The sequence below is a fragment of the Microbacterium sp. CGR2 genome, assembly GCF_003626735.1.
GTDB lineage: Bacteria > Actinomycetota > Actinomycetes > Actinomycetales > Microbacteriaceae > Microbacterium.
In genome coordinates this window covers 607,617-634,177 of sequence record NZ_RBHX01000001.1, presented here as the reverse complement: position 1 = coordinate 634,177, position 26,561 = coordinate 607,617, and the positions used below count along the sequence as shown (strand labels likewise).

At 68.4% G+C, this 26,561-nt stretch carries 28 protein-coding genes and 1 riboswitch; of the genes, 12 read left to right on the top strand and 16 right to left on the bottom strand.

Annotated features, from left to right (window positions below; genetic code table 11):
• Nucleotides 1-44 precede the first annotated feature (44 nt).
• On the bottom strand, nt 45-1,469 hold the full coding sequence (locus D7252_RS03300) for a D-alanyl-D-alanine carboxypeptidase (RefSeq protein WP_120774090.1): 1,425 nt from the start codon (nt 1,467-1,469) through the stop codon (nt 45-47).
• 82 nt (nt 1,470-1,551) lie between these two features.
• Nucleotides 1,552-1,663: riboswitch (TPP riboswitch) on the top strand.
• On the opposite strand from D7252_RS03300, the gene D7252_RS03295 reads away from it, so the two are divergent.
• The 3 genes from D7252_RS03295 to D7252_RS03285 all read left to right on the top strand — a co-directional run bounded on the left by D7252_RS03295 (nt 1,654) and on the right by D7252_RS03285 (nt 4,546).
• The gene (locus D7252_RS03295; protein WP_251050586.1) at nt 1,654-2,316 is read left to right on the top strand and encodes an ECF transporter S component; all 663 of its coding nucleotides are present in this window, start codon (nt 1,654-1,656) and stop codon (nt 2,314-2,316) included. (Overlaps the previous riboswitch by 10 nt.)
• Nucleotides 2,317-2,318: 2 nt before the next feature.
• On the top strand, nt 2,319-3,770 hold the full coding sequence (locus D7252_RS03290; RefSeq protein ID WP_120774089.1) for an ABC transporter ATP-binding protein: 1,452 nt from the start codon (nt 2,319-2,321) through the stop codon (nt 3,768-3,770).
• Nucleotides 3,767-4,546, top strand: coding sequence for an energy-coupling factor transporter transmembrane protein EcfT (locus D7252_RS03285; protein WP_120774088.1), 780 nt, complete (start codon nt 3,767-3,769; stop codon nt 4,544-4,546). The genes D7252_RS03290 and D7252_RS03285 overlap by 4 nt, the downstream gene beginning before the upstream one ends.
• Nucleotides 4,547-4,588: 42 nt before the next feature.
• Here the strand turns inward: D7252_RS03285 and D7252_RS03280 are convergent, their stop codons facing one another.
• Nucleotides 4,589-5,323: an aminoglycoside 3'-phosphotransferase gene (locus tag D7252_RS03280; RefSeq protein ID WP_120774087.1), complete on the bottom strand. Its 735-nt coding sequence runs from the start codon at nt 5,321-5,323 to the stop codon at nt 4,589-4,591.
• Between the two features lie 111 nt (nt 5,324-5,434).
• Here D7252_RS03280 and D7252_RS03275 point away from each other — a divergent pair, with 111 nt between their 5' ends.
• Complete coding sequence (locus D7252_RS03275; protein WP_120774086.1) at nt 5,435-6,193, top strand: SDR family NAD(P)-dependent oxidoreductase; 759 nt, start codon at nt 5,435-5,437, stop codon at nt 6,191-6,193.
• Between the two features lie 70 nt (nt 6,194-6,263).
• A complete protein-coding gene (locus D7252_RS03270) occupies nt 6,264-7,094 on the top strand; it encodes an NAD(P)-dependent oxidoreductase (RefSeq protein WP_120776773.1) in 831 nt (276 codons plus the stop codon).
• 9 nt (nt 7,095-7,103) lie between these two features.
• Here the strand turns inward: D7252_RS03270 and D7252_RS03265 are convergent, their stop codons facing one another.
• Both D7252_RS03265 and D7252_RS03260 read right to left on the bottom strand, forming a co-directional pair.
• The gene (locus D7252_RS03265) at nt 7,104-7,853 is read right to left on the bottom strand and encodes a sulfite exporter TauE/SafE family protein (RefSeq protein ID WP_120774085.1); all 750 of its coding nucleotides are present in this window, start codon (nt 7,851-7,853) and stop codon (nt 7,104-7,106) included.
• Nucleotides 7,853-8,491: a bifunctional 4-hydroxy-2-oxoglutarate aldolase/2-dehydro-3-deoxy-phosphogluconate aldolase gene (locus D7252_RS03260; RefSeq protein ID WP_120774084.1), complete on the bottom strand. Its 639-nt coding sequence runs from the start codon at nt 8,489-8,491 to the stop codon at nt 7,853-7,855. The genes D7252_RS03265 and D7252_RS03260 overlap by 1 nt, the downstream gene beginning before the upstream one ends.
• A 125-nt stretch (nt 8,492-8,616) precedes the next feature.
• Here D7252_RS03260 and rlmN point away from each other — a divergent pair, with 125 nt between their 5' ends.
• Nucleotides 8,617-9,906 (top strand): 23S rRNA (adenine(2503)-C(2))-methyltransferase RlmN, encoded by a 1,290-nt coding sequence (gene rlmN, locus D7252_RS03255; protein WP_183055158.1) that lies wholly within the window; start codon nt 8,617-8,619, stop codon nt 9,904-9,906.
• On the opposite strand, the gene D7252_RS03250 is transcribed toward rlmN, so the two are convergent.
• Nucleotides 9,855-10,535 (bottom strand): NAD(P)H-dependent oxidoreductase, encoded by a 681-nt coding sequence (locus D7252_RS03250; protein WP_120774083.1) that lies wholly within the window; start codon nt 10,533-10,535, stop codon nt 9,855-9,857. The genes rlmN and D7252_RS03250 overlap by 52 nt on opposite strands.
• 66 nt (nt 10,536-10,601) lie before the next feature.
• On the opposite strand from D7252_RS03250, the gene D7252_RS03245 reads away from it, so the two are divergent.
• The 3 genes from D7252_RS03245 to D7252_RS03235 all read left to right on the top strand — a co-directional run bounded on the left by D7252_RS03245 (nt 10,602) and on the right by D7252_RS03235 (nt 13,906).
• Nucleotides 10,602-11,174 (top strand): TetR/AcrR family transcriptional regulator, encoded by a 573-nt coding sequence (locus D7252_RS03245; protein WP_120776771.1) that lies wholly within the window; start codon nt 10,602-10,604, stop codon nt 11,172-11,174.
• Nucleotides 11,175-11,263: 89 nt separating this feature from the next.
• Entirely contained in the window at nt 11,264-12,778 is a 1,515-nt protein-coding gene (locus D7252_RS03240; protein WP_120774082.1) for a DUF4407 domain-containing protein, read from the top strand.
• Between the two features lie 114 nt (nt 12,779-12,892).
• Nucleotides 12,893-13,906: an aldo/keto reductase family protein gene (locus D7252_RS03235; protein WP_120774081.1), complete on the top strand. Its 1,014-nt coding sequence runs from the start codon at nt 12,893-12,895 to the stop codon at nt 13,904-13,906.
• Between the two features lie 91 nt (nt 13,907-13,997).
• On the opposite strand, the gene D7252_RS03230 is transcribed toward D7252_RS03235, so the two are convergent.
• The 4 genes from D7252_RS03230 to D7252_RS03215 form a co-directional block, all read right to left on the bottom strand.
• Nucleotides 13,998-14,918: a carbohydrate ABC transporter permease gene (locus tag D7252_RS03230; protein WP_251050584.1), complete on the bottom strand. Its 921-nt coding sequence runs from the start codon at nt 14,916-14,918 to the stop codon at nt 13,998-14,000.
• A complete protein-coding gene (locus tag D7252_RS03225; protein WP_120774080.1) occupies nt 14,915-15,862 on the bottom strand; it encodes a carbohydrate ABC transporter permease in 948 nt (315 codons plus the stop codon). Before D7252_RS03225 ends, D7252_RS03230 begins: the two co-directional genes overlap by 4 nt.
• Before the next feature lie 2 nt (nt 15,863-15,864).
• Nucleotides 15,865-17,172 (bottom strand): sugar ABC transporter substrate-binding protein, encoded by a 1,308-nt coding sequence (locus tag D7252_RS03220; protein ID WP_120774079.1) that lies wholly within the window; start codon nt 17,170-17,172, stop codon nt 15,865-15,867.
• An 84-nt stretch (nt 17,173-17,256) separates the two neighbouring features.
• A complete protein-coding gene (locus D7252_RS03215) occupies nt 17,257-18,492 on the bottom strand; it encodes an aminotransferase class V-fold PLP-dependent enzyme (RefSeq protein ID WP_120774078.1) in 1,236 nt (411 codons plus the stop codon).
• Nucleotides 18,493-18,657: 165 nt separating this feature from the next.
• On the opposite strand from D7252_RS03215, the gene D7252_RS03210 reads away from it, so the two are divergent.
• Nucleotides 18,658-19,347 carry a FadR/GntR family transcriptional regulator gene (locus D7252_RS03210; protein ID WP_120774077.1) on the top strand — a complete coding sequence of 230 codons (690 nt, stop codon included), beginning with the start codon at nt 18,658-18,660 and terminating at the stop codon, nt 19,345-19,347.
• Here the strand turns inward: D7252_RS03210 and D7252_RS03205 are convergent.
• From D7252_RS03205 to D7252_RS03180, 6 genes are all read right to left on the bottom strand, one after another.
• Nucleotides 19,334-19,849 (bottom strand): glycine cleavage system protein R, encoded by a 516-nt coding sequence (locus tag D7252_RS03205; RefSeq protein WP_120774076.1) that lies wholly within the window; start codon nt 19,847-19,849, stop codon nt 19,334-19,336. The genes D7252_RS03210 and D7252_RS03205 overlap by 14 nt on opposite strands.
• Nucleotides 19,850-19,868: 19 nt before the next feature.
• Nucleotides 19,869-20,927, bottom strand: coding sequence for a PLP-dependent cysteine synthase family protein (locus tag D7252_RS03200; protein ID WP_120774075.1), 1,059 nt, complete (start codon nt 20,925-20,927; stop codon nt 19,869-19,871).
• A gap of 22 nt (nt 20,928-20,949) precedes the next feature.
• Complete coding sequence (locus D7252_RS03195; protein ID WP_120774074.1) at nt 20,950-21,456, bottom strand: hypothetical protein; 507 nt, start codon at nt 21,454-21,456, stop codon at nt 20,950-20,952.
• A gap of 326 nt (nt 21,457-21,782) precedes the next feature.
• Entirely contained in the window at nt 21,783-22,598 is an 816-nt protein-coding gene (locus D7252_RS03190; protein WP_120774073.1) for a GntR family transcriptional regulator, read from the bottom strand.
• Nucleotide 22,599: 1 nt separating this feature from the next.
• Nucleotides 22,600-23,004, bottom strand: a complete 405-nt coding sequence (gene rbsD / locus D7252_RS03185; RefSeq protein ID WP_120774072.1) for a D-ribose pyranase — start codon at nt 23,002-23,004, stop codon at nt 22,600-22,602.
• A gap of 9 nt (nt 23,005-23,013) precedes the next feature.
• Nucleotides 23,014-23,976: a ribokinase gene (locus tag D7252_RS03180; RefSeq protein ID WP_120774071.1), complete on the bottom strand. Its 963-nt coding sequence runs from the start codon at nt 23,974-23,976 to the stop codon at nt 23,014-23,016.
• Between the two features lie 113 nt (nt 23,977-24,089).
• Between D7252_RS03180 and D7252_RS03175 the strand changes: the two genes are divergently transcribed.
• Nucleotides 24,090-24,764, top strand: coding sequence for a transaldolase family protein (locus tag D7252_RS03175; protein WP_120774070.1), 675 nt, complete (start codon nt 24,090-24,092; stop codon nt 24,762-24,764).
• A gap of 43 nt (nt 24,765-24,807) precedes the next feature.
• Here the strand turns inward: D7252_RS03175 and D7252_RS03170 are convergent, their stop codons facing one another.
• Complete coding sequence (locus D7252_RS03170; RefSeq protein WP_120774069.1) at nt 24,808-25,485, bottom strand: FadR/GntR family transcriptional regulator; 678 nt, start codon at nt 25,483-25,485, stop codon at nt 24,808-24,810.
• A gap of 46 nt (nt 25,486-25,531) precedes the next feature.
• Between D7252_RS03170 and D7252_RS03165 the strand changes: the two genes are divergently transcribed.
• On the top strand, nt 25,532-26,497 hold the full coding sequence (locus D7252_RS03165) for an amidohydrolase (protein WP_120774068.1): 966 nt from the start codon (nt 25,532-25,534) through the stop codon (nt 26,495-26,497).
• The last annotated feature ends 64 nt before the right edge of the window (nt 26,498-26,561 follow it).

The following is a 26,561-nucleotide window of genomic DNA, read 5'->3' as shown; positions in this document are numbered from 1 at the left end:
CCCGGTCAGCCGGAGCGGGGCGTCTCACGTTCAGCGACCGGGCGTCACGATCCGTCGGCGTCGGCGTCGATGCCGAGCAGTTCGAGTGGATGGGTCAGGCGCCACCACGGGCTCGGCCCCTCGAGCTCCTCTGCGAGGGTGAGCGCGGTGGTGGTCGTGTCGATCGGCCCGGCGGTGGTCAGCGACCCCACCTCTGCGCCCTCCGCCGTCTCGTCGCCCAACTCGAAAACGGGAGTCGCCGTCGCGATGGCGCCGTTCCACAGCACGACTTCGGCATCGGCATCCGTGACGACGTCGACCTTCTCGCCCCACACGGTGGTGACTTCGCCGACGATCGTGCCCTCGGCGACCGCAGGTTCCTGTGCCTGCAGCGCCGCCTCCATCTCGGCGAACAACGAGCGCGTCGCGGCGAGGCGCTGCTTGTCGTCGTCCTGATTGAGGGCCGCGGCGAACAGGTGCACCGTGGTGTCGTCGATCTGCACGTCCTTCGCCGTGAGCAGGTTCCAGCCGACGAGGGTGCCGGTCTTGATGCCGACGACTCCAGGGTCGGCCAGCATCCCGTTCGTGTTCTCGACCCGTCCGGCGCCGGGCAGATCGACGGACTTCGTGCCGACGATCTCGGCGAACACCGGGTTCTTCATGGCCCACTCGCCGAGGTCGATCAACGCCTCGGGTGTCGCCACGTTGCGCTCGTCGAAGCCGGACGGCGTCACCACGGTGATGCCGTCGAGACCCCGGTCATTCAGCCAGATCGCGGCGGCACTGGCGAACTCCTCTTCGGATCCCCAGATCTCCGCCACCAGACGGTCGATGTAGTTGTTGGCCGATCCCAGCAGAGTGCCCTGCAGCAGTTGGTACTCGGTGAGCACGCCGTCGACCGGAACATCCAGCGCGGACTGATCGGCCCGGCGGTAGTTCCAGTAGTCGATGCTGTCGCCGAAGGTGAAGGAGAACTCGGGGCCCTGTTCGCCGAGCGCCAGCGGCATCCGATCGAGCACCATGAGGCTGCTGACGACCTTCGTGATGCTCGCGATGCTCACGGCTTCGGCGGCGGATGCCGAGGCGCCGACCCCGGCGATACCCACGGAGGCGCTGCCCTGCGCCGGCCAGGTCATCGCCGCGGCGGGCGCGGGTATCGTCTCGAACCCGACCGCCTGCACGGTGGGCGCGACTTCGTGCAGCGGCCACAGCAGCGTCGTCCCGGTGTAAGCGACGGCCAGCGTCGCCAGCAGGCCGAGGGGGATGAGCACGCCTGGACGGGCGAGCGGCGGCTGCAACCGTGCTCCGCTCATGACGCTGACCACCTTCTCGCTCTTCGCGGTCTCGTCGAGCGTCGCGCCGGGGGAATGCGCGGCCACAGCGGCCGGGTCGACCCAGGTCAGTGCCGTCGCGGGGACCTCGTCGTCCGCCCACCGGGCGTCAGGTTGAAGGATGGCGGTGGCATCCTCGACGGGATCTGGGGCGGTCACTCGCTTACGGTACCGAATCCCGGGCGAGAATCTGCTGCGCGGGCCGCCGCGACACGGGGTGTCGTGTCCGCGGTAGTATCGTCAGCACAACCACGGGAGTCCGGCGAGCCGGGCTGAGAGGGAGCGAATCGCGCTTCGACCGTCGAACCTGATCTGGGTAATGCCAGCGCAGGGAGGAGTTCAGATGAGTACATCCACGTCCCCGTCCGCCAAGGATCGGGTCTCTGCCACGACGCATCGAGGGCTGAGCGACCCGCAGCTCTGGCGTTGGCGCGTCGTCGACATCGTTGTCGCTGCTGTTCTCGGTGTCGCGATCGGCCTCGTCTTCTGGGGCTGGAACACGATCGGCTATGCATGGTTCGGCGCGGCCGACGCGCTGACGCCGGGACTCGGCGGGATCGCTGTGGGCATCTGGCTGCTCGGCGGAGTCGTCGGCGGCCTCGTCATCCGCAAGCCCGGTGCCGCGCTGGTCGTCGAACTCGTCGCAGCAATCGTCTCGATGCTGATCGGCAACGTCTGGGGCATCTCGACCGTTCTCTCCGGTCTCGTGCAGGGGCTCGGCGCGGAGCTCATCTTCGCCCTGTTCCTCTACCGCCGCTTCGGGATCGTCGTCGCCGCGCTCGCGGGGATGGGCGCGGCGGCTGCCGCGTGGATCTTCGAGCTCTTCTACGGCAGCTCGCCCAACATCCTGAAGTCGTTCGAGTTCAACACCATCTACCTGGTGTGCGTCGTCATCTCCGGTGCGATCCTGGCCGGCCTCGTCGGCTGGCTGCTGGTGCGGGCGCTGGCGGTCACAGGTGCCCTCAGCCGCTTCGCCGTCGGGCGAGAGCACATGCGCGAGGTCTGAGCATGACCGTGGCATCCCCGGCCCGCGTGCAGGCGGCGGGCTGGGGGTGGAGGTACGCCGGACGGAAGCGCCCAGCGGTCGCCGACGTGAGCTTTTCCATCGAACCCGGGGAGAGGGTGCTCCTCCTCGGCGCATCGGGGGCAGGGAAGTCGACCCTGCTCGCGGGCCTGGCCGGTGTGCTGGGCGATGCCGACGAAGGCGATCGGACCGGCACCCTGTTGGTCGATGGCGCCGCACCCGAGTCGCGCCGCGGCGAGGTGGGGCTCGTTCTGCAGGATCCGGATGCCGGTATCGTCCTGTCCAAGGTCGCGGATGACATCGCCTTCGGCTGCGAGAATCTCGGCGTTCCGGCGTCCGAGATCCCTGGACGCGTTAGCGAGGCGATGGATGCGGTCGGCCTCGATGTGCCGCTGCAACGGCCGACGAAGGCGTTGTCGGGAGGTCAGAAGCAACGGCTCGTGCTCGCCGGAGTCCTGGCGATGCGCCCCGGCCTTCTTCTGCTCGATGAGCCGACAGCGAACCTCGACCCCGACGGTGTGCGCGAGGTGCGGGCGAGCGTCGAACGCGCTGTCGCATCGACGGGCGCCACGCTCGTCGTGGTCGAGCATCGGACCCCGATCTGGGTCGACCTGATGACTCGGGTGATCGTGCTCGCCGCGGACGGAGGTCTCCTGGCGGACGGGGCGCCGGACCGGGTCTTCGGCGAGCACGGCGCCGCACTCGCCGATGCCGGCGTCTGGGTGCCGGGCCGTGGCATCGACCTGCCCGTGCTGGAGCAGGTGACAGCATCCGACGCGCTCTCGGCGTCCGACCTCTCGGTCGCCCGCGAGCCCGGCGTCGCCGTGCGATCGGGTCTCGAGGTGCACGTACCGCGCGCGAACGCGACGGTGATCACCGGCGCCAACGGCACGGGCAAGTCCACCCTGGCGCTGACGCTCGCCGGCCTCATCCCGGAGTACACCGGTGAGGTGCGCGCAGCGCCGGAACTCGCTGGGCGCCGCGGTCTGCGACCCATCCGTTGGACATCCCGCGAACTGCTCACCCGCATCGGGATGGTGTTTCAGGAGCCGGAGCATCAGTTCCTCGCCCAGACCCTGCGTGACGAACTCGCTGTCGGGCCGCGCGCGCTCGGGTGGACGAAGGCACGCACGGATGCTGTCGTGGACGAGCTGCTGGAGCGTCTCGGCCTCACCTCGCTCGCTCTGGCCAATCCCTTCACGCTCTCGGGGGGCCAGAAACGACGCTTGTCTGTGGCCACGGTGCTCGCAGGCGCACCCGAGATCATCGTTCTCGACGAACCCACGTTCGGACAGGACCGTCGCGGTTGGATCTCCCTGGTCGCCCTGCTGCAGGAGGAGATCGCCCGAGGTCGTTCGATCGTCGCCGTCACGCACGACGACGCGGTGATCCGGCACCTGGGCGGACACCGCATCGAACTGGAGACCGCATCGTGACGGTGACCGAGACAGCACGGTCGGTGTGGCTGGACGGCGTCAATCCGGTGACGAAGATCGTGCTCGCCGTGCTCCTCTCGGTGCCGCTGTTCGCATCGATCGACATCGTCAGCGCCCTCGTCGCGATCGCCCTTCAGCTTCTGTGTCTCCCGCTGACCGGGCTGCGTCTGATCACCGTGTTGAAACGGCTGCTGCCGATCGCTGTCTTCGCGCCGGTAGCCGGGATCAGCATGCTGCTGTACGCGGAACCGGCGGGCGAGGTCTACTGGACGTTCGGCTTCGCCACCATCAGCGACGACTCGATCTCGCTGGCGATCGCCGTGAGCCTGCGGGTGATCGCGCTCGGTCTGCCGACGATCCTCCTGTTCGGCGGGACCGACCCGACGCAGCTCGCGGATGCTCTCTCGCAGGTGGCGAAGCTTCCCAGTCGCTTCGTTCTCGGCATCCTCGCCGGCACCCGGATGCTGGGACTGTTCCTCGATGACTGGCGCACCATGGGTCTCGCCCGCCGCGCACGCGGTGTCGGAGACCGCGGGGTGCTTCGGCGGTTCTTCTCCATGGCCTTCGTGCTGCTGGTCTTCGCCGTGCGCCGCGGCTCGAAGCTGGCTCTCGCCATGGAAGCGCGGGGCTTCGGGTCAGACATTCCGCGCACCTGGTCACGACCGTCGCGGCTGCATCCACGCGATGGCGGGGCGCTGCTCGGCGGGGCCATGATCATGGTGCTGGCGCTCACTGCGGCTGCGGCTCTGGGCACCTTCCGCTTCGTCTGGAGTTGAAGGAGCGGTGGCCTGCCGGCCACGCGACGCGGAGGGTGCCTTTCAGCCCGCGTTCCAGAGGTCTCGGTAGTAGGCCAGGCGCTCGCGGTCGGGCTCGACGCCGTACGCCTCGATGAGTGTGTCCTCCCAGCCGGGCCCGTAGTTCCATTCGGTGCTCATGGCGGCGACGGCGATGTCGGCCCAGCGGTCGGCGACCCCGAGCAGGGCCAGGTCGACGTGTGCGAGCGGGCGGCCCTCTGCATCCAGGAGAGTGTTCGGGCAGCAGGCGTCGCCATGACTGACGACCAGGCGATCGATCGGGGGAGGGGTGTGCAGGGCAGCCGGTATCTCGATGCCGCGCTCCTCTGCGTTCGCGATGCGCCAGGCGACGCTCCAGTCCCAGGGGCACACCGCCACCGGGAGGCTGTCGTGGAGCACCCGAAGGCCCGCCCCCACGGCCCGAACGGCCGTCTCGGGCTGAGCCACCCAGACGGGATCCACGGCGCTGAGACCCTCGACCGCGGCGGTCACCAGCCACTCGTGGGTGTCGTCGTGACCGTGGTCGAGGACGGTGGGCACGGTGATCCACCGAGATGCCCAGGTGAGGCGCTCGGCCTCGTCTTCCAGTGTGGACTCGGCGTTCCTCGGGCCCCACTTGATGTAGAAAGGCTCATCGGCCCCCGTGGCTCGGAACGTCAGGCCCCCGAGGTTGTTGTGCCAGACGCAGACGAGGTCGGCGCCGTGCGCGAGGAGGCGGACCTGCTCGGGTACCACGACGGTTTCGGCGGGGATCGACATCGTTCCATCCTGGCGCAGCACTCGGCTTCTGGCGCGCACCCGAGACCACGTAGGCTGAGACTGCGTTTCACGACAGCGAGCCGCACGTCGACGTTCGAGGGAGAACTTCAGATGCAGATCAGCGAACAGGGCGTGCTCATCACGGGCGGGGCTTCCGGCCTCGGCCTCGCCACGGCGCGCAGACTCGCCACTGCTGGCGCGCACATCACCATCGTCGACCTCGCCTCGTCGAAAGGGGGGGAGATCGCCGACGAACTCGGCGGACTCTTCGTCGCCGCCGACGTCACGAGCGCAGAAGACGTGCACGCCGCGGTCGCCACAGCTCAGGCCGCGGCACCGCTGCGTGTCGTGATCAACTGCGCCGGCATCGCGCCGCCCGCGAAGGTGCTCGACCGCGACGGCAATCCGGTCGCGCTCGCCGACTTCGAGCGGGTCGTCCGCATCAACCTCGTCGGCACCTTCAACGTCCTGTCGCAGGCAGCCGCCGTGATCGCGAAGAACGACCTGCAGGACGAGGAGCGCGGCGTGATCGTGAACACCGCGAGCGTCGCCGCGTTCGACGGGCAGATCGGGCAGCCCGCCTACGCGGCATCCAAGGGCGGAGTGCACGCGATGACCTTGCCGGTCGCCCGCGAACTCGCACGTCACGGCATCCGCGTGTGCACCATCGCCCCCGGGATCATGGGGACGCCGATGCTGATGGGGCTGCCTCAGGCGGCGCAGGATTCGCTCGGTCAGCAGGTGCCCTTCCCCTCGCGCCTCGGCCGCCCCGACGAATATGCCGCCCTCGTGGAGCACATCGTGGCCAACCCGTACCTCAACGGCGAGACGATCCGACTCGACGGTGCCATCCGGATGGCACCGAAGTAGACCCCGCACGCTTTTCCGGTGCGGATGCAGGATGAGCCGCGACCGGAACGCACCGAACCAAGGAGAACTCATGACACTGGCAGGCAAGACCATCCTCATGTCGGGCGGCAGCCGTGGCATCGGCCTCGCGATCGCACTGCGCGCGGCCCGAGACGGTGCGAACATCGCGATGCTCGCGAAGACCGACACTCCGCATCCGAAGCTCGAAGGCACCGTCCACAGCGCCGCCGAACTGATCAGGGAAGCGGGTGGGCAGGCCTTGCCGATCGTCGGCGACGTGCGCGACGACGACCACATCACCGAGGCGGTGATGAAGACGCAGGGCGAGTTCGGCGGCATCGACATCGTCATCAACAACGCCAGTGTCATCGACCTGTCGCGCTCGCTCGACCTCGACGCGAAGAAGTACGACCTGATGCAGGACGTGAACGTCCGCGGCACCTTCATGCTCTCGCGTGCCGCGGTTCCGATGCTGAAGGATGCGCAGAACCCGCACATCCTCTCGCTCTCCCCGCCCCTGAACCCGACGCCCAAATGGCTCGGAGCGCACACCGGGTACACGCTCGCGAAGTTCGGCATGACCATGGTCACGCTCGGGCTGGCGGCAGAGTTCGCCCGAGACGGCATCGCCGCGAACACGCTCTGGCCCCGGACGACGATCGCGACGGCGGCCGTGCAGAACCTCCTCGGCGGCGACAAGGTCATGGCGGCGAGCCGCACGGCCGACATCTACGCGGATGCCGCGTACTCCGTGCTGCTCAAGCCGGCCGACACCTACAGCGGACGCTCCCTCATCGTGGAGGACGTGCTGGAGGCGGACGGCATCACCGACTTCTCCGGGTACGCGGCCATCCCGGGTACCCCCGACAACGCCCTGTTCCCGGATATCTTCCTCGACTGAGCGCGGCAGTCAGAACAGCAGGTAGAGGGCGCCGAGCACGGTCAGGACGATGACGATGCGGTCGAAAAGGCGCTGATCCATCCGTTTCGCGAGACGGATGCCGGCGAGCGCGCCGACGACGACCAAGGGAGCGAGCACGGCATCCATCAGCAGGACCTGTCCCTCGAACAGTCCGAGTCCGGCGAGGAACGGCACTTTGATCAGGTTGATGATCGCGAAGAACCAGGCCGAGGTGCCGAGGAAGACCTGCACGGGGGTGCGGGTGGCGAGGAAGTACATCGACATCACCGGACCGCCGGCGTTCGCGACCATCGTGGTGAACCCGCCGAGGGTGCCGTAGACGCCGGACAGCAGGATGCCGCCGCGTGCGGTCGCCACCGCATCCGCTCTGTCCTGTCGCCATCGCCGCCAGAGGGTCACCGCGATCATCAGCAGCAGAATCACGCCGATCGCGCGCCGGACGATCCCGTCGCCGGCGAGCGCGAGGAACGCGAACCCGGCGATGAGACCGGCGATCACCGCGGGCGCGAGACGAAGCAGAGTCGGCCAATGCGCGTGGCGACGGTACGTGATCAAGGCGAAGACATCGCCGACCATCAGGAGCAGAAGCATCGCGGCCGTCGACGTGCGAGCCGGGAGTACCGCCGCGAACAGGGCGATGGCGAGGATGCTGCCGCCGGGAAGCGCCGTCTTGGAGATGCCGATCGTGACCGCGGCCAGCCCGAGCGCCGCCCAGGCCCAGGGCAGCAGGTCGGGCATCACCCCTTCGCGGCGGCGAGGGCCGCGCTGAAGCGGGCGGCGCGCTGCTCGAGGTCAGCCCAGTCGGCTGCTGCGATGGAGGCGCCGTTCGCCAGGTCGCCGCCGGCGCCCACGGCCACCGCACCGGCCGTGAACCAGGCCGCGAGGTTGTCGGGGGTCACCCCGCCGGTCGGCATGAGCGGGGCGTCCGGGAACGGTCCGCGCAGCGAACCCAGGTACGACGGACCGCCGAGCGAGGCGGGGAAGATCTTCACCACGTCGACACCGAGCTCTAGAGCGGCCATCACCTCGGTGGGCGTCATCGCTCCCGTCATGACGACGCGTCCGGTGTCGAGCATCGCACGGGTCAGGGCGGGGAGAGTCCCGGGGCTGACGAGGAACTCCGCGCCGGCATCCGCGGCGAGAGTCGCCTGCTCCGGAGCGGTCACGGTGCCTGCTCCGACATAGACCGTGTCGCCGTGTCGCGCGATCAGCTCACGGATCACCGACGGCGCGTCAGGAGTGGAGAACGTCACCTCGATGCCCGTGACCCCGCCGCGGATGATCGCCTCGGACGCCTCCAGCGCTGCTTCGGGGGATGGTGCCCGGAGTACGGCGAGGATGCCGGTGGTGCGGGCGCGGTCGAGACGGTCGGACATCGAAGCTCCTTGGGGTGGGGTGTGTCCATTCTCGCGGACGGCCACCTGTACGGACAACCTCGCTCGCCGTTGCCGCGACAGCCGACCCAGGCCGCTCCCACCCGTCACCGCGTACCCTGGTATCCATGACCGATTCTCCCCGCACGCGCGAGACGCGCCCCGCGACAGCGCCCGCGTCGTCCCGTTCGGGGGAAGTGCGATCCACCAAGCCGGCGCAGGTGCGCCCGAAGACCGAAGGCTGGACCCAGCAGAAGGATGCCGAGGGGCGTCCGCTGCTGCAGTTCGCCAGTCCCAAGCGGGGCAAGCCTCCCGTGCACCTCGCCGACCTCACTCCCGACGAGCGTGTCGCGAAGGTGAAGGAGCTGGGGCTGCCGGGATTCCGGGCCAAGCAGCTCTCCACGCACTACTTCCGCCACTACACGTCCGACGCCGCCGAGATGACCGATCTGCCCGCCGGCATCCGGGAAGAGCTCGTCACCGGCATGCTCCCGCCGCTGCTCACCGAGGTGCGGCGCCTCGAGACCGACAAGGGCGACACGATCAAGTTCCTGTGGCGACTGCACGACGGCGCGCTGGTCGAGTCGGTGCTCATGCGCTACCCGGGGCGCATCACGCTGTGCGTGTCGAGCCAGGCGGGTTGTGGAATGAACTGCCCCTTCTGTGCGACCGGCCAGGCGGGGCTCACCCGCAACATGTCGACGGCCGAGATCATCGAGCAGATCGTGCGGGCGAACCGGCTGATCGCCGAGGGTGGGCTCGGCGGCAAGAAGTCCGACGACCACAGCATGGAGCGCGTCTCGAACATCGTCTTCATGGGCATGGGTGAGCCGCTGGCGAACTACAAGCGCGTCATGGATGCGGTTCGCAGCATGGTGGCCTCGCAGCCGGACGGCCTCGGGATGAGCGCTCGAGGCATCACCGTCTCGACCGTCGGGCTGGTTCCCGCGATCAAGAAGCTGGCCGACGAGGGCATCCCCATCACGTTCGCGCTCTCGCTGCACGCGCCTGACGATCATCTCCGCGACGAGCTCATCCCGGTGAACTCGCGATGGAAGGTCGACGAGGCCCTCGACGCGGCGCGCGAGTACTACGAGAAGACCGGACGCCGGGTGTCGATCGAGTACGCCCTCATCAAGGACATGAACGATCATGCCTGGCGCGCGGACCTCCTCGCCGACAAGCTCAACGAGCGCGGCCGCGGCTGGGTGCACGTGAACCCGATTCCGCTGAACCCGACCCCCGGATCGATCTGGACCTCGTCGACGCGCGAAGCCCAGAACGAGTTCGTACGCCGGTTGAACGACGCCGGCATCCCGACGACTCTCCGCGACACACGCGGCAAGGAGATCGACGGGGCATGCGGTCAACTGGTCGCGACGACCGAGGACGAGGCTGCCTCCGCCGCCATGGCCTGACCGTTCGAGGCTTCCGGTCGCGAGGAAGCCGCGAATTCCGGCTCGGACCGCGGAGAAGATGCGACAGCGGCTCGGGCGTCTTTCGTTCCGAGCTGGGCGGCGCGGTCGAGCCAACGCGCGATGGTCGCCTCTGACGCGTCTTTGACGCCCAGCATCCGGTGGGTGCGCACAGATCGGATGCCGCACAGTCGCATCGTGTTGCGGGCGACCTGGGTCTGAGCGGGCAGTCCGGTGAACGGTGCCGCAAACCAGGGGGTGTCGGCGAGCAGCAGCAGACGACCCCGACGGGCGGACAGAAGTCCTTGCGGCAGCCCGAGCTTGGTGTAGCGGTACTCCTGCTGCGGAAGCAGCGCTCGATCGAAGAATCCCTTGAGTACCGCGGGCACCGAGCCCCACCAGAGCGGCATCGCGACGACCACGGTGTCTGCTTCAGCGAGAGCGCGCTTCGCATCTGCGAGATCAGGCTCGAGCAGCATCCGCTCGCGGTAGCCGAAGCGCAGATGCGGGTCGAAGTCGAGGTCGCGAAGCGCCAGAACCCGGGCGCCGCCGTGAGCGTCGGCGTAGCGCTGGGCGAGAGCTGCGGTCAGAGAGCGGGCGTCGGGGTGGCCGTCGATCACGAGAGCGGTCATGAGCTTTTTCCAATCTGGACAGTGTCAAGCTGGTGGACACTGTCAAGATAGGAGAGAATGTTGCTCATGTCAAGTTCTAAGGGCGGGTATCACCACGGGGACCTCCCACGGGCGTTGGAGGATGCGGCGATGCAGTTGCTCGAGCGGATGCCGGCGGCCGAGATCAGCCTCCGTGAGGTCGCGCGGACCGCCGATGTCAGCCATAACGCGCCCTACCACCACTTCGCCGACCGGCTGGGGCTGCTCAAGGTTCTTGCCGAGCGGAGCATGGCGGACCTGCTGACTCAGGTGCGCGCGGCCGTCGGCGCAGCAGACTCTCCGCGAAGCGCGCTGGTCGACGGGGGCGCGGCCTATGTGCGCTTCGCGATCGAGCATCCGCATGCGTTCGATGCGATCTACGACCCGACCGTCTGCGTTCCCGGGTCCCCGACGGCGACCATGGCGCCGCTGATCGACGGACTCGAGAGCGTACTCGCCGATGCGGCGGTGGCCGTCGGACTCGACCGACCCGAGGATGTCGTGGCGCTGTGGGGCCTCATCCACGGGCTGGGCACCCTCGCCGCGGCGGGCCACTTCACGCTCGACGCGGCGCTCGCGGCGTTCGGCTCGACCGTGGATCGGGTCCTCGGGGATAGCTGAGCCTCCACGCCCGGGGCAGACGTGTTCCTGGGAGCGACTCCGAGCACTCTTCCACGGGACCCACAGACACCGTTCTCTACTCTGGTGGGATGCCTTATTCCGCCCACCGACCGGGTCGCTTCGACTCGCAGGGTCGGATCATCCTCGACAGCGACCCGAACGCTGACACGGACGATCTCGATTTCCTGCGCGAGTTCGAGCCCTCGGGCTCCGACTCGGAGCCGCTCGCCGACTCCGCGAGCTCCGAGGCGACCCCGGCGTCCGCCGAGCCGGACGCTGCCGCCGCAGCACCACGCGCAGAGAAGCCCGTCCGCGAACCGCGTGTCCGGGAACCGCGTGTCCGCAAGCCGCGTCCTCCCCGCACTCCCGGTTCCCGCGCTCGCACGCTGGCGATCCTCGGCGGGGCCGAGGGCGAGATCCTCGACCGCGTTCCCGGTGAGACACCCCGATTCGTGCAGATGTTCTTCGTGCTCGCAGGCACCGCGCTCGTCTCCGCCATCTCGATGCTGTTCGCGCTCACGACCGGCGTGCAGGCGGCGATCTGGCTCGCCGTGCCGCTGGCGATGGTGTGGGCGCTCATCATCTTCAACCTCGACCGGTTCCTCACGTCGACGATGACCTCGACGCGCAACGTCTTCAAGCTCATCGGTCTCGCCATCCCGCGTGTGATCATGGCCGCCATCATCGGCTTCGTGGTCGCGGAGCCGCTCGTGCTGCAGATCTTCCACAACGACATCGCGCGCGAGGTCGCGGCGACCAACATCACGCAGTCGCAGTCCGACCAGGAGGCGCTGGAGACCGGCCCGGAGAAGATCGCTCTCGACGCGGCAACCGCTCGGGTCGCCGAACTGGATAACCAGGCCGCGACGGGGATCGTCGCCGGCACCGAGTCGTCGTCGGCGACGGAGTCCGCGGCACAGGCCACGGTCGACGACGTGACGGCGAAGATGACCGAGCAGCAGGCCGTCATCGACCAGGCGCGGGCGCTGTACCAGTGCGAACTCACCGGCGAGGGTGCGGGCACCGTGCCGGGCTGCACCGGGGTCAACGGCGAAGGCGCCAGTTCGGATGCCGCCCAGGCGCAGCTCGCCGAGGCGCAGCAGACCTACGATGCCCTCGCCGCGCAGCTGCGCACGGCGAACGAAGAGCTCGCCGCCGCCGGCACCGCCGCAAAGGAGAACACCTCGTCGTCCGAGTCGCAGAACCGCGAGCAGGCACAGTCGCAACTCCCTGCCGCGCGCGACTCGTACGACCAGGCGCTCGCCGCGTACAACGCCAGGGCTGATGCCGTGGCCCAGGGCAACGCCGGAGCTGTCGGCCTCCTCAGTCAGATCAGCGGTCTCAACCGACTCAGCGAGAAGGAGCCGACGATCCTGTGGGCGCACATCCTGATCGCCGCGCTGTTCTTCATGATCGAGCTGCTCCCCGTCCTGGTGAAGGTGCTCACCAGCTACGGCGACCCGAGCCTGTACGAGAAGGCCGCCGCCATCCGCCGGCAGGTCGCGCTCGACAAGGTGACCGCCGAGGGGTTCCGAGACCGCGCGGACATAGTGACGACGCCGGTGACGCCGTCGCCACCGGCGGCTTCGGCTCAGGCGACCTGAGCCACCCCGGCGACGCAGGAGTCCGGGAGACTCTCGGGCGCATCCGCTCAGGTCACCTGAGACCGGTCACGGAATCCTGGCCTCCACCCGCATCCGAAGCAGTAGCGTGGAATCATGGTCAACTATCGCTATCTCGGTAACAGCGGTCTCAAGGTCTCGGAGATCACCTACGGCAACTGGGTCACCCACGCCTCGCAGGTCGGCGACGACGCAGCCGTCAAGACGGTCCATGCGGCGCTCGAAGCCGGCATCACCACCTTCGACACGGCCGACACCTACGCGAACACCGCGGCGGAGGTCGTGCTCGGAAAGGCGCTCGAAGGCCAGCGCCGCGAGGGCGTGGAGATCTTCACCAAGGTCTACTTCCCGACCGGCCCGAAGGGCCCCAACGACACCGGCCTGAGCCGCAAGCACATCCTCGAATCGATCAACGGCTCGCTGAAGCGCCTCGGCACCGAATACGTCGACCTCTACCAGGCGCACCGGTTCGACTACGAGACGCCGCTGGAGGAGACGTTCCAGGCGTTCGCCGACGTCGTCCGTCAGGGCAAGGCGCTCTACATCGGCGTCTCCGAGTGGACGGCGGAGCAGCTGCGCGAAGGCCACGCGCTGGCGAAGCAGCTCGGCATCCAGCTCATCTCGAACCAGCCGCAGTACTCGATGCTGTGGCGGGTCATCGAGGGCAAGGTCGTCCCGGCATCCGAAGAGCTCGGCATCTCGCAGATCGTCTGGTCGCCGATGGCGCAGGGCGTCCTCAGCGGCAAGTACCTCCCCGGTCAGCCGGTGCCCGAGGGGTCGCGCGCGACCGACCCGCACAGCGGCGCCGACTTCATCAAGAGCTTCCTGCAGGACGACATCCTCACGGGCGTGCAGAAGCTCAAGCCGATCGCCGAGGAGGCGGGCCTGTCGATGCCGCAGCTCGCGATCGCCTGGGTGCTGCAGAATCCGAACGTCGCCGCTGCGCTCGTCGGAGCATCCCGTCCGGAGCAGCTCGCCGAGACCGTCAAGGCCTCGGGCGTGAAGCTCGACGCCGACACCCTTGCCGCCATCGACACCGCGCTGGGCGACACGGTCAACCGTGACGCCGAGCACACGTACGGGGTCTCTCCGAAGCAGCGTCTGGTCTGACACCCGACTCCTGACGACACGTTCCGGTCGCAGAAAAGCTCCCATCTGCCGGGCGGATGGGAGCTTTTCTGCGACCGGAAGCAGGTGACGGCTACTCCTTCACCGCTCCGGCCGTCAGGCCCTGGACGATCCACTTGCTCGCGAGCGCGAACATCACCATGGTCGGCAGGATCGTCAGGACCGCTGCGGCACTCATCGAGCCCCAGTCGATGTTGAACGTCGAGATGAAGCCGTTCAACGCCGAGGGGACCGTACGGTTCGCGTCGGTGTTCATCAGCACCACCGACAGGAACAGCTCGTTCCAGCAGTTCACGAAGTTGAAGATGAACGCGGCGATGATGCCGGGCGTCATCACGGGGACGAGCACCCGGAAAAGGGCGCCGAGGCGGGAGCACCCGTCGATCATCGCTGCCTCTTCGAGCGCGTCAGGGACGTTCTCGAAGAACCCGCGCAGCATCACCGTCGAGAACGGGATGCAGATCGCGATGTACACGAGGATGAGCCCGGGCTTCGTGTCGACCAGACCCAGGTCGGTCATCATCGCGTACAGCGGTCCCAGCGCGATGAACGCGGGGATCATCTGCGTCAGCAGGAAGGCGATGAGGATCGCGCCCTTGCCCCGGAACTCGAACCGTGCCAGCACATACGCGCTCAGCAGGGCGATGAGCGTCGCGACCGCGCCACCGACGACGGCCACGAGAGCGGAGTTGGCGAGGAAGACGCCGAACGAGCTCTGCTCGAACAGGCTGGTGTAATTCGCGAGCGTCGGCTCACTGGGCCAGTACTCGATCGGATACGCGTTGATGGAGCCGGACGACTTGAGCGACGTCAGCGCGATCCAATACAGCGGGAACAGGGTGATGATGAGCCAGAGCCCGAGCCCGACGACGCGGATCACGCCGCCGACCGTGACGCGCGGCTTCGACGACCCCCGTGCGGCACCCTCGGGAACGGTGATCCGGCGGGTCTCGGACGACGGCGGCGCCGGCGTGGATATTCCGGTCATGGTCATCGCTGGACCCTCCGCATCGCCATCAGATAGAACGCGCAGAACACGAACAGGAACGCCACGACGATCAGACCGATCGCACTCGCGATGCCGTAGTTGCCCTGCTGGGTGTAGTTGATCATCCACGTCGTGACGATGTGGGTCTGGTTCGCCGGGCCTCCGTTGGTCATCGCGTAGATGATGTCCGGGAAGTTGAAGATCCAGATCACGCGCAGCAGAACCGTGAGCAGCAGCGTCATCGAGATGTACGGGATGATGATCGAGAAGAGCTGGCGGGCCTTGCCGGCACCGTCGATGCTCGCCGCCTCCAGCATCTCTTCGGGCACCGACTGCAGCGCCGCGAGGATCATGATCGCGAAGAACGTCACGCCGTACCAGATGTTCGCGACGATCACCGCGAACATCGCGAGCTTCGGATCGGCCAGCCACGGAAGTGGCGCGTCGATGAGCCCCGCCTTCATGAGCAGGTCGTTGACGACTCCGAACTCAGCGTTGAACATCCAGCGGAACAGCATCCCGATGAGGAATCCGGAGACCGCCCACGGGAAGAAGACGAGAGCCTGGTAGACGCCGCGGAACCGGAACCGCTTGCGCAGGGCCAGCGCGATGAGGAATCCGATGACGAGCTGGGGGACGAGAGAGCCGACGACCCATAGCACCGAATTCCACGCCACCACCGGGAACGACGGGTCCTGGAACACGGTGACGAAATTCTCGAAGCCGACGAAGGGCGTCGACGTGAGGTCCCACAGGTTCCAGTCGTGGAAGGCCATGCGTGCACCCTGCAGCATCGGCCAGTAGGTGAACCAGCACACGAAGATGATCGCCGGCGTGAGGAACGCCAGGAGGGTCAGCGCTTGGCGGCTTCGGAACGGACGCCGACGGGATGCCGGGGAGGCCCCGCCGGCAGTGCCGACGGAGCCTCCTTCACGGACGGTGCGGGCCACGGTCAGCCCTGCTCCGCGTACTTCTCGGTCCAGAACTCATCCCACGACGCCAGCAGGTCGCTGGTGCTCATGTCGCCGAGGAGGACGCGCTGCACATCCTCGTCGGACTTCTGGATCCACTCGGTCCACCAGCTCACGCCGCGCGGCTGGCGCACGTTGATGTAAGTCTCCGGGTCTTCGGTCATGGTGACGTAGCTCGTCCACGGGCCCGAGGAGTAGAACTCGTCGTCCGCCGCGTCGGCGATGATCGGCACCAGGCTGTTCGCCTGGGCGAACTCGGTGGCGGGCTCGGCCGACGACAGGAACTCGATGAGTTTGACGGCCGCTTCCTTGTTCTGGCTCTTCTCGGCGACACCCCAGCCGGCGACGGCCAGCGGCTGCGCGGCCTTCCCGGTCGGTCCGACCAGAAGCGGGGCGGTGTCCCACTGGTCTTCGGTGAGGTTCGAGTCCTGCACGGTCGCGATGACCTCGGGGTCCTGCAGCAGGAAGGCGGTGGAGCCGTTGGTGAAGCCGGCGACCATCTCCGGGTAGCCCCAGGAGACGGCGGACGGCGGGGATGCCTTCTTGAAGAGCTCGAAGTAGTCGTCGACCGCGTCCTGAGCCTCCGGCGCGGCGAAGATCGTCGAACCGTCTTCCATCAGGAAAGCGTCGTCGACGTTGAGGTCGTCGATGACGTACGCCTCGATCGCGGCGACCACGTTGCTGTTCGCGTTCGGTCCGCCGCGGAACGCGTAGCCGTAGATGTTGTTCGACGGGTCCTGGATGGCGGATGCCTGCTCCAGCAGGTCCTTCCAGCTGTGCGGCGGGCCGTCGAAGCCGGCCTCTTCGACCAGGTCGGTGCGGTAGAACAGTGAAAGGCCGTAGAAGCCGTAGGGGACGAAGTAGGTCTTGCCGTCTTCCGCGACCGACGCGGCCTGAGCGTTCTCGGTGAGGGCGTCCCAGCCGTCCCACGTCTTGACGTCGTCGCCCATGTCGTACAGCCAGCCGTTGTTGGCGAACGGACCGACGGTGATGTCGCGCACCTCGAGCAGGTCGACGCCCTTGCCCGACTGCAGCATCTGCTGGATCTTGGCGTCAGCCTGCTCGGTGGGTGGCGAGACCAGGTTCACCTTGATCTTCGGGTTCTCCTTCTCGAACTCGTCGAGGAGACCGCGGATCAGGTCGGTACGGGCGGGGTTGGTCAGGCTCTCGACCATCTGCAGGGTGACGGTGCCGTCGGCGGACGGGCCGCCGCCGGCGGAGCAGCCGGTGAGCGCGAGGACGGCGACGGTGCCGATTCCCGCCGCTGTCGTCAAGATCTTGTTCTTCACGATGTGCCTCTCGATGTGGTGGATGGTGCAGGGTTCGGGTGATTCGGGTGGGGTGGTGCGTTTCCGGTGGGTGATTCGGGTGGGTCAGGTGATGGTGACGGGTTCGGCAGAGCGGATGCCGGCACGCCGGAGGACCGCCGGGATGCCGCGGTCGACGAACGCCTCGATGTCGGATGCCTCGGTGTACAGATGCACGGAGAGGCGGAAGTAGCCGATGCCGCGGAAGCTGGTGAACGCCGTCTCGACACCGATCTCGTCGAGCAGCTGCATCCGCAGCTCGTCGGCATCTTCGCGCGAGGCGCCGAGGCCCTGGGGCAGGCGCACGAGTCGCATCGACGGCACGGGCGAGGGGAGCGGGGTCAGGGGGTCTTCGTCGCTGAGCGGTCGCAGCGCGTCGGCGATGAGCTCGGCGCCGGCATCCGCCCGCTCGGCCAGAGTGGCCCGGGCCTCGTTCCAACCGAACTCCTGCTCGATGAAGTCGATCGCCGCCGGGGTGCTCAGGTAGGTCGTCGCGTCGATCGTGCCCTGGGTGTCGAACCGCACCGGGAAGGGCTCGGATGCCGCCCACGAGTCGATCAGCGGCCAGAGGTCGTGGCGGTCGTGCGCCTCCGTCACCAGGAGCGCGGATCCCCGCGGAGCGCAGGGCCACTTGTGCAGGTTTCCGAACCACCAGTCGCCGCCCGCCGCCGCGGCCGCATCGGGGATGAGTCCCGGCGCGTGGGCCCCGTCGACGAGGGTGCGCACGCCCCGGAGTGCAGCGGTCTCAGCGATGCGCCGTGTCGGGAGGACGCGAGCCGTGGGGGAGGTGATCTGATCGACGACGATCAGATGGGTCTGCGCGGTGAGTGCATCGGCGAACCGCTGGACGACCTCGTCGTCGGAGGCGAGCAGCGGAAGCTCGACGACGCGAACGGTCGCACCGAATCGGCGGGCGAGGCGCTGGGCGCCCATCGTCACCGCCCCGTAGCCCTGGTCGGTGACCAGGATCTCGTCGCCGACAGCAAGGCGGAGGGCGTTGTAGACGACGGTGGCGGCCGCCGAGGCATTGGGGACGAAGGCGCTGTTCTCTGCGCGGGCACCGACGAACGGAGCCACTTTCTCTCGCGCCTCGCCCACGCGCTCGCCGATGCGGGGGAACCAGCCGACCGGGCTCTGGTCGGCCTGAGCGCGGAGGGAGTTCTGGTAGTCGACGACCGCAGTAGGCACCGCGCCGAACGATCCGTGGTTGAGGTGGACGATCGCCGGATCCAGCGGCCAGGCGTCCCGCGCGCGATCGAACGACTTCAGTCGGAGCGGTGCGGGGAAAGCGGTGGCCTGCATGGATCCTCATCAGTGCGTGGGGCGAGTTGTTGCACAACTTTGCCATAGCGGGTGGCATCGCGCGAGCTTTTTCTGAGAATATGACAGAGTTGTCATACGAATTGGGGTCACGGTCGACTTCCGACAGACTTCACGAAGAGTCAGCTGACGTCAGGGAGGACGACGATGGGCGCGTTGAACACGGCGTTGCACGGGTTGCGGGCGCTCATCGCCGATGGGGCGCTCCGCCCGGGGGACCGATTGCCCAGCGAAGGCGAGCTCTGTGAACGGCTCGGCGTCTCGCGCGGGTCACTGCGTGAGGCGATCCGGATGCTGGCCGCCCTGGGTGTGCTCGAGACGCGCCACGGGTCGGGCAGCTATGTCAGTGACCTGCGTGCCGCCGACCTGATCGGGAGCCTGTCTCTCACGGTCGGCCTGCTGCCGATGGCCGGAGTGCTTGAACTCACGGAGTTGCGCCGCGTGCTCGAGCCGCACGCGGCGGCGCTCGCCGCGGCACGCATCGACACCGACACCGTCGAGACGCTGGGGCGGGTGCTTGATGAGATCGAGGCGAGCGACGACTTCGAGGACCACTCGCGGCTCGACCACGAGTTCCACATGACGATCTCGCGGGTCGCGGGCAATGACGCGCTCACGAGCCTGATCGACGTGCTGCGGTCGCGGTCGCGGGCGTATCGCATCCCGGATGCCGGTGACGCCGCCGAACTCAAACTGCACTCGGATGCCGGGCACCGCGCGATCCTGCGCGGGCTGGCCGACGCCGACCCGGTGGCTGCCTCTGCGGCAGCATCATCGCACGTCGCCTACACGGAGTATTGGGTGCGCCGGTACACCGATGGGGTCACCCCAGCGTGATGTCGACCTGAATCTCGGCCGCCAGCTTCTCGAGGTCTGCACGCAGTTTCTCGAGATCGACGGATGCCGGAACCTTCGCCGTGACGGATGCTTCGAACAGCCGGCCGCCCGCCATCGCGGCATCGCGGGTCTCGGTGGCGAGCTCCTCGATGCTGAGGGCGTGCGCACTCAGCACGGCCGAGACTTCGCGGACGATGCCGGGGTGGTCATTGCCGAGCACCTGGATGCTCAGGAGCTGTTCGTCGTCGGTGGCCGGTTCGGCGGTCCCGGTGAGGACAGCGAGGGTCAGCAGCCCTTGTCCCTGCAGCGAACGCAGAGCCGACTCCAGCTCGGCGGCGCGCTCGACGGCGACCGAAACCTCGATCACTCCGGCGAAGGTGCCCGCGAGCTCGGCCAGAGAACTGTTCTCCCAGTTGCCTCCGTGCGCATCGACGACATCGGCGACGGCGGCGACCAGGCCGGGGCGGTCGGCTCCGGCGACGGTGAGGATCAGAGTAGTCATGCGGCCAGCGTAGCGAGGGTCATTCGTCCCAGGTGCCCGTCTCCAGGAACGACTCCAGCCGCGCGCGATGCGGGGCGAGGTCCCACCCTTGTTCCGAGACCCACTCGTCGGAGTAGTACGTGCCGGCGTAGCGGATGCCGCTGTCGCAGATCAGCGTCACGACGCTGCCCGTCTCCCCGGCGGCGCGCATACGCGCGATCAGCTGGAACGCCCCGTACAGGTTCGTGCCCGTCGAGCCTCCGGCCCAGTGCAGGGTGCGCTCGCGCAGCATCCGGATCGCAGCGATCGACCCGGCATCCGGGACGCGGAGCATCTCGTCGATCACGCCGGGGACGAACGACGGCTCCACACGCGGGCGACCTATGCCCTCGATGCGGCTCGGACGCCCGGCCGGAGCATCGGGAGTGCCTGCCCAGCCGTCGTAGAACGCGGACCCCTCCGGGTCGACGACGGCGATCTGTGTGGGGTGCATCCGGTACTTCACATAGCGGCCGAACGTCGCGCTCGTGCCGCCGGTGCCGGCTCCGACGACGATCCACGTCGGAATCGGATGCCGCTCCTGCGCGAGCTGGCTGAACACGCTCTCGGCGATGTTGTTGTTGCCGCGCCAGTCGGTCGCCCGCTCCGCGAACGTGAACTGATCGAGGTAGTGACCGTGGCAGTCGTCTGCAAGGCGCTGCGCTTCGGGCGACATGTCCTCGGCCCGGTCGACGTAGTGGCAGCGTCCGCCGTAGAACTCGATGAGCTCGATCTTCTCCCGGCTCGTCGAACGGGGAACGACTGTGACGAACGGCAGCCCCAGCATCCGCGCGAAATATGCTTCGGAGACGGCCGTCGAACCGCTGGACGATTCGACGAGCGTGGTGTTCTCGTGGATGCGGCCGTTCACGAGACCGTAAAGGAGCAGGGAGCGCGCGAGGCGGTGCTTCAGCGAGCCGGTCGGATGCACCGACTCGTCCTTCAGATACAGGTCGATGCCCCACTCGGGCGGCAACGGGAAAAGGTGCAGGTGCGTGTCGGCGCTGCGGTTGGCGTCGGCTTCCAGCAGGACGATCGCAGCGCTGGTCCAGGAGGTCACCGCTCGAGCGTATCCCCTGCGGTCACTTCGGGGTGTAGCCGCCCTCGCCGGTATCGCCGTCGTAGGTGAAGACCTCGTCCTCGAGCGTGATGGTGATGTCGTCGCCGAGCGGTTCCTCGGCGAGCAGACGCTCCTCGAGCATCAGCATCCGCTCCTCGTACTCCTGCGCCTGCTCGTCGGTCACGCCCCAGATCGTGGCGACCTTCATGTCGGTCAGCAGGTACAGGAACGCCGAGACGGCGGTGCGGTTGTACTCGTTGTCGGGGATGCTCTCCCAGAGCGCTCCCGAACCGCGCAGTCTCTTGTATTCGTTGATCTTCGCTTCCAGCTGCGCCTCGATGTACGAGGCGTCGGGCTCCGCAGGCTCCGCGGGCTCCGCAGGGTCGGCGGGGTCGGCGGGGGGAGCAGCCGGGTCTTCCGTGATCACCGACGGCGGGGGCGCTGTTGCGGGCTCCTCGCGGGCCGCGAGCAGCATTCCGACGACCACCGCCACACCGACGACGGACAGTACGACGAATCCGCCGATCACCGCGAGGACGATCCCGAGTCGATTCGAACCGGATGCCGGCGGCGGACCCGGCGGGAGACTGCTCGCCGGGTGCGTGCCAGACCCCGGCGGTCCCGGCGGCGGCGATGACGGATACCCCGCCGCGTACGGCGGCAAGGGTGGCGTCGGGGGCCCGGGCGGAGCCGGCGGCCCGCTGAGTGGGGGTGCGAGTGGCGTGACCGGCGGGAAGGTCGAGCCAGGCAGTCCTGCGCCGACCGGGGCTGGTGGCGGGGGCGGGATGACCCTTTCCGGCTCTGCCCCGGCCCCATTCGTGTCGGTCATCATGCGTCCCCCTGCTGCTCGGCGTCTCAGCCGACAGTACCGGCGGGCGAGGTGCCGCCGGCGCCATCGACGTGCAGCAACGAGGCCTGCGACTGCTCCTGCTGCAACTGGAACTCGAAGCGCGAGCGATCGCCACGGTGATACGCGACGAAGTACTCCATCGGAGTGCCGTCCGCGCTCCGGCTCACACTGCGCAGCCGCAGCAGCGCCGAACCCGCACTGACCCCGAGGAGCTGCGCCTGTTCGTGCGTCGCGACGGTCGCCTCGGCCGAGCGGACGCCGTGCGTCGCGACGATCCCGTTCTCGGCGAGCAGGCGGTACAGCGACCCCTCGGCGAGATCGGCGCCGAGGGTGACGGCGCCCACGGCATCCGGCATCCAGGTCGTCGACAACGACCAGGGTTCGCCGTCGACGTGGCGCAGGCGCTCCAGAGCGACGACGGGCGACCCGACCGGCATCTCCAGGGCGACGGCGATCTCGTCGTCGGCTGTGGTCTGCTCGTGGCGCAGCACATCGCTGTGCACATGACCGCCGCGACGCTCCACGTCGTCGTAGAGTCCCACGAGCGTGTGCACGAGGCTCTCGCTCGTCCGGGGCCGCGAGACGAACGTGCCCTTCCCCTTGACCCGCTCGACGAGACCTTCGTGCTCGAGCTGTGCCAGGGCCTGGCGCACGACGGTGCGCGAGATGCCGTACTGCTCGCACAGGCGGTGCTCGCCCGGCAGGGGATCGCCCGGCTGGAGCCCGTCCCGTGCGATGCCGTCGACGATCAGCTGACGCAGCTGGTCGTACATCGGGGCTGCGGAGTGCCGATCGATCGTGTCTGCGACGGTTCCCGCCATGTCAGTACGCCACTCCCGCGTGCAGGATGACGTTCGCGTACGGTGTGAACTCGCCGGTGCGCACGAACGCGCGGGCACCGTGGGTGAGGGACTTGAACTGGACGTGCGGGACCAGATGGATGTCGATGCCCAAGCGGTCGAACCGCTCGCGCAGCGCCTCGAGGATGTGCGGACTCTTCTCGGCCACCTCGGCCGAGACCGTCGCCCCCTCGACCACGAGTTCGGCCAGCACGGTGTCGAGCACGTCGAGGAACGCCGGTGCGCCGGGTCGGTAGGCCAGGTCGATGCGCTCGGCCCCCGGCGGGATGGGCAGCCCGGCATCGGTGACGACGAGCAGATCGGTGTGCCCGGTCTCACTGATGACGCGGGAGAGGGCGGGATTGATCGTGGTGGCTGACTTGCGCATGAGTCCCCTTCAGTTCGTCACGGGTGCGGATTCACGGGCGTCGAGGAAGACATCGACCTCGGCCCGATGCGGCAGGCTCGGCGAGGCGCCCTGCCTGGTGACGGTCAGCGCGCCGGCGGCGGTCGCCAGGCGCACAGCATCCGGAAGGGATCTGCCGTTGGCGAGCGCGGCACCGAGGTAGCCGGCGTAGGCGTCGCCTGCCGCGGTCGTGTCGACGGCCTCGACGGGGAAGGGCGGGACGACGGATGCTCCCTCCGAGGTCACGACGCAGGAACCCTGTCCGGCGAGCGTGATCACAGCGGCCCCGACGCCCTGGTCGAGGAACCAGCGTCCGGCGCGGGCAGCGGACGCGGCATCCGTCACTTCGATGCCGCTGATCAGGGTGGCCTCGGTCTCGTTCGGGGTGACGATGTCGACGCTCTGCCAGATCTCGGCGGCGAGTTCGGCGGCGGGCGCGGGATCGAGGATGACGGTCATACCGTGCTCGCGCCCCCGCGCCGTGATGTGCGCGGTGAGGGCGGACGGCGTCTCGAGCTGGGTCAGCAGCACCGATGTCGTCGGCGCGAGCGCGGCGAGTGCCGCGTCGATCTGCTCGGTGCTCAGGGCGGCATTGGCCAGGGGCACCATGACGATGTCGTTCTGCGCCGACGCGTCGACACGGATATGGGCGATGCCGGTGGGCCCGGGAACGGTGCGCAGGTGCGTGAGGTCGACGCCGGCTTCGCTGAGCCCGCCGACCACGAGATCGTGGAACAGGTCGTCGCCGACGCAGCCGACGAAGCTGGTGCGGGCGCCGGAGCGTCCGGCGGCGACCGCCTGGTTGGCACCCTTCCCGCCGAGCATGAGCGTGAACTGATCACCGAGGATCGTCTCGCCCCGAGCGGGGAGCCGCTGGGAGAAGGTCGTCACATCGGCGGTGACGCTGCCGACGATGACGACGCCGGAGCGATCTCCGGGGTGTGCGGGGGTCATGTCGCTCCTGATCTTCCTCGGCAGCACTGCGCGCCTTTGACAATCGTCCGTGGCTGTCATTACATTAGCCGAACCCCAACCTGTAACGACAGGTTGCCCGTGAGGAGATCCCGATGACGGCCATCGCGCCCCGGCTCTACGTCGACAGTGCAGACATCGAGCGCGTCTCCCGGCTTCTGGATGCCGGCGTCGTGCACGGCGTCACCACCAATCCGACGATCCTCGAGCGGGGTGGGAGGACAGCCGCCGAGATCCCCGATCTCTACGCGCGCTGGCTGTCGGAGGGGGCGCGGGAGATCTTCTTCCAGACCTGGGGCGAGGATGCGGCATCCTTCCTCCGCAACGCCGAGACGATCCGCGGCCTGGGGGAGCAGGTGGTGGTGAAGGTCCCTGCAACGGCAGCGGGCTTCGCCGCGGCATCCGCTCTCGTCCGCGACGGTGCGACCGTGCTGGTCACGGCCGTGTACTCCGTCGCGCAGGCGCTCGCCTGCGCGAGCATCGGCGCGCGGTACATCGCGCCCTACCTCGGGCGGATGCGGGATGCCGGACCGTCGGCAGAGGGCAGTGCCGAAGACGTGATCGCACGGATGCAGGACGTCTGTGCGGGCAGCGACACGAACGTGCTGGCGGCCTCGCTGCGGTCGCCCGCCGACATCGTGGCCCTGCGCCTCCGCGGAGTGCCCTACTTCACCGCCGCACCGGACGTCATCGAGCGGATGCTCTTCCACGAGGTCAGTGACAGCTCGGCCGTCGAGTTCGACGCGGCGATGGGTCGGCTCGGGGCCTGACGGCTGCGGGGGACGGCGCCCTCGCGGATGGCGCCCTCCCGGATCAGGCGGATGCCGCCTGGCGAAGCCAGCGCTCGACGCCGGCGATGTGCGCGGTGGCCAGAGAGGTCGCGAGGCCGGGGTCGCGTCGGGCGATCGCCTCCGCGATCGCGCGGTGCTCGGACAGCGTGCGCTCCACGGCGCCGCCCTCCGTGAGCCCACGCCAGACACGCGCCCGGACCGTCTGACTGCTCAGATGCTCGATGAGGCTGGCGAGGTACGAGTTGCCCGCCATGCGCACGATGTCCCGGTGGAAGCGGATGTCGTGCTCCACGAGCTCCTCGATCGAGACGGACGCGTCAACCGAATCGATCTCGCGTTCGAGGTCGGCGATCGCCTCCGCGGTGCCGAGTGTGGCGGCGAGACCGGTCGCCTGGGACTCGAGCATCCGCCGCACAGCGAAGATCTCGAGCATCGAGCCGTCGTCGTGCATGTCGACCACGAACGAGATCGCTTCGAGCAGGAGGTGGGGCTCGAGGCTCGTCACGTAGGTGCCGTCACCGCGGCGAACATCCAGAACTCGGATGACTTCCAGCGCTTTGACCGCCTCGCGCATCGAGTTGCGCGACAGGCCGAGCCGCTCCGACAGCTCTTTCTCCGGAGGGAGGCGGTCGCCGGGAGAGAGCTCGCCCGACACGATCATCGCTTTGATCTTCTCGATCGCCTCGTCGGTCACGGCCATGGGGTCATCCTAGCGATTGATCGGATGTCTGAGGCAGGATGTACTCATGTACGCACTCGACTCGCACCTGCACCTGTGGGATCCGGAGCTCTTGCGCTATCCGTGGCTCGACGGACCTCTCGCCGCGCTCTTCGCGGGAACGGAGCTCGAGCACGCCCGGATCGAGCACGCGACGGGGGAGAAGGTGGTGTTCGTGCAGGCCGGCACCGTGGAAGAGGACTTCCTCGGTGAGGTGCGCTGGGTCGAATCCCTCGCCGACGATCTCGGTGTGATCGGCATCGTCGCCGGTGCGCGTCTCGACCGCGGCGTCCACACCATCACGCACCTCGAAGAACTGGCGACCCACCCGCTCGTGGTCGGCGTCCGTCATGACCTGCAGGACGACCACGACGGGCTCGCCATGTCGACCGACTTCGTCACCGGTGCGCGCGAGGTCGCCGCGCGCGGGTGGAGCTTCGATGCCTGTATCAGAGCGGAGCAGCTGCCGGAGATCGCGCGCCTTGCCGGCGCCATCCCTGACCTGCGAATCGTGCTCGACCACCTCGGCAAGCCCGACGTCGGGACAGCGGATGCTCCGCACGCGCCGACCCCGGAATGGGTGCGCGACCTGACCGAACTGGCACGGCATCCGAACGCGTTCTGCAAGCTCTCGGGGCTCCCCGCCGAAGCCGGCGGATCGTGGAGCCGCGCGCAGATCGAACCGTTCCTGGATGCCGCTGTCGACGCGTTCGGCACGGAACGGCTGATGTGGGGCAGCGACTGGCCGGTGTCGGTGATCGGCCCCGCTGAGCCCGACGACCCCTACGCGCCCGCCGACGGCTCCGACACCTATCAGCCGACGGCCCGAACGCGCTGGGCGGGGATGGTGGCGTCCTGGGCGCGGGACCGCAGCCACGACCGTGCCGCGATCATGTGGACCAACGCGGAGGAGTTCTACCGCGTGGGCGCCGTGCGTCCGGTGGAGCAGGAGCGTCCGCGCCGTGGCATCCTCGGGTGGCTGCGAGGGGCGTGAGGCGCCGCTTGTCGTGGTTTCGGTCGGCCGGGCTTGGTACCTCTGATCGCAGTTTCTGCCGGAT

Coding starts and splice junctions, on each gene's coding strand:
- D7252_RS03295 (WP_251050586.1), top strand. CDS start 1,654: ATGAGTACATCCACGTCCCCGTCCGCCAAGGATCGGGTCTCTGCCACG.
- D7252_RS03290 (WP_120774089.1), top strand. CDS start 2,319: ATGACCGTGGCATCCCCGGCCCGCGTGCAGGCGGCGGGCTGGGGGTGG.
- D7252_RS03280 (WP_120774087.1), bottom strand. CDS start 5,323: ATGTCGATCCCCGCCGAAACCGTCGTGGTACCCGAGCAGGTCCGCCTC.
- D7252_RS03275 (WP_120774086.1), top strand. CDS start 5,435: ATGCAGATCAGCGAACAGGGCGTGCTCATCACGGGCGGGGCTTCCGGC.
- D7252_RS03270 (WP_120776773.1), top strand. CDS start 6,264: ATGACACTGGCAGGCAAGACCATCCTCATGTCGGGCGGCAGCCGTGGC.
- D7252_RS03265 (WP_120774085.1), bottom strand. CDS start 7,853: ATGCCCGACCTGCTGCCCTGGGCCTGGGCGGCGCTCGGGCTGGCCGCG.
- D7252_RS03260 (WP_120774084.1), bottom strand. CDS start 8,491: ATGTCCGACCGTCTCGACCGCGCCCGCACCACCGGCATCCTCGCCGTA.
- rlmN (WP_183055158.1), top strand. CDS start 8,617: ATGACCGATTCTCCCCGCACGCGCGAGACGCGCCCCGCGACAGCGCCC.
- D7252_RS03250 (WP_120774083.1), bottom strand. CDS start 10,535: ATGACCGCTCTCGTGATCGACGGCCACCCCGACGCCCGCTCTCTGACC.
- D7252_RS03245 (WP_120776771.1), top strand. CDS start 10,602: ATGTCAAGTTCTAAGGGCGGGTATCACCACGGGGACCTCCCACGGGCG.
- D7252_RS03240 (WP_120774082.1), top strand. CDS start 11,264: ATGCCTTATTCCGCCCACCGACCGGGTCGCTTCGACTCGCAGGGTCGG.
- D7252_RS03235 (WP_120774081.1), top strand. CDS start 12,893: ATGGTCAACTATCGCTATCTCGGTAACAGCGGTCTCAAGGTCTCGGAG.
- D7252_RS03230 (WP_251050584.1), bottom strand. CDS start 14,918: ATGACCATGACCGGAATATCCACGCCGGCGCCGCCGTCGTCCGAGACC.
- D7252_RS03215 (WP_120774078.1), bottom strand. CDS start 18,492: ATGCAGGCCACCGCTTTCCCCGCACCGCTCCGACTGAAGTCGTTCGAT.
- D7252_RS03210 (WP_120774077.1), top strand. CDS start 18,658: ATGGGCGCGTTGAACACGGCGTTGCACGGGTTGCGGGCGCTCATCGCC.
- D7252_RS03205 (WP_120774076.1), bottom strand. CDS start 19,849: ATGACTACTCTGATCCTCACCGTCGCCGGAGCCGACCGCCCCGGCCTG.
- D7252_RS03190 (WP_120774073.1), bottom strand. CDS start 22,598: ATGGCGGGAACCGTCGCAGACACGATCGATCGGCACTCCGCAGCCCCG.
- rbsD (WP_120774072.1), bottom strand. CDS start 23,004: ATGCGCAAGTCAGCCACCACGATCAATCCCGCCCTCTCCCGCGTCATC.
- D7252_RS03180 (WP_120774071.1), bottom strand. CDS start 23,976: ATGACCCCCGCACACCCCGGAGATCGCTCCGGCGTCGTCATCGTCGGC.
- D7252_RS03175 (WP_120774070.1), top strand. CDS start 24,090: ATGACGGCCATCGCGCCCCGGCTCTACGTCGACAGTGCAGACATCGAG.
- D7252_RS03170 (WP_120774069.1), bottom strand. CDS start 25,485: ATGGCCGTGACCGACGAGGCGATCGAGAAGATCAAAGCGATGATCGTG.
- D7252_RS03165 (WP_120774068.1), top strand. CDS start 25,532: ATGTACGCACTCGACTCGCACCTGCACCTGTGGGATCCGGAGCTCTTG.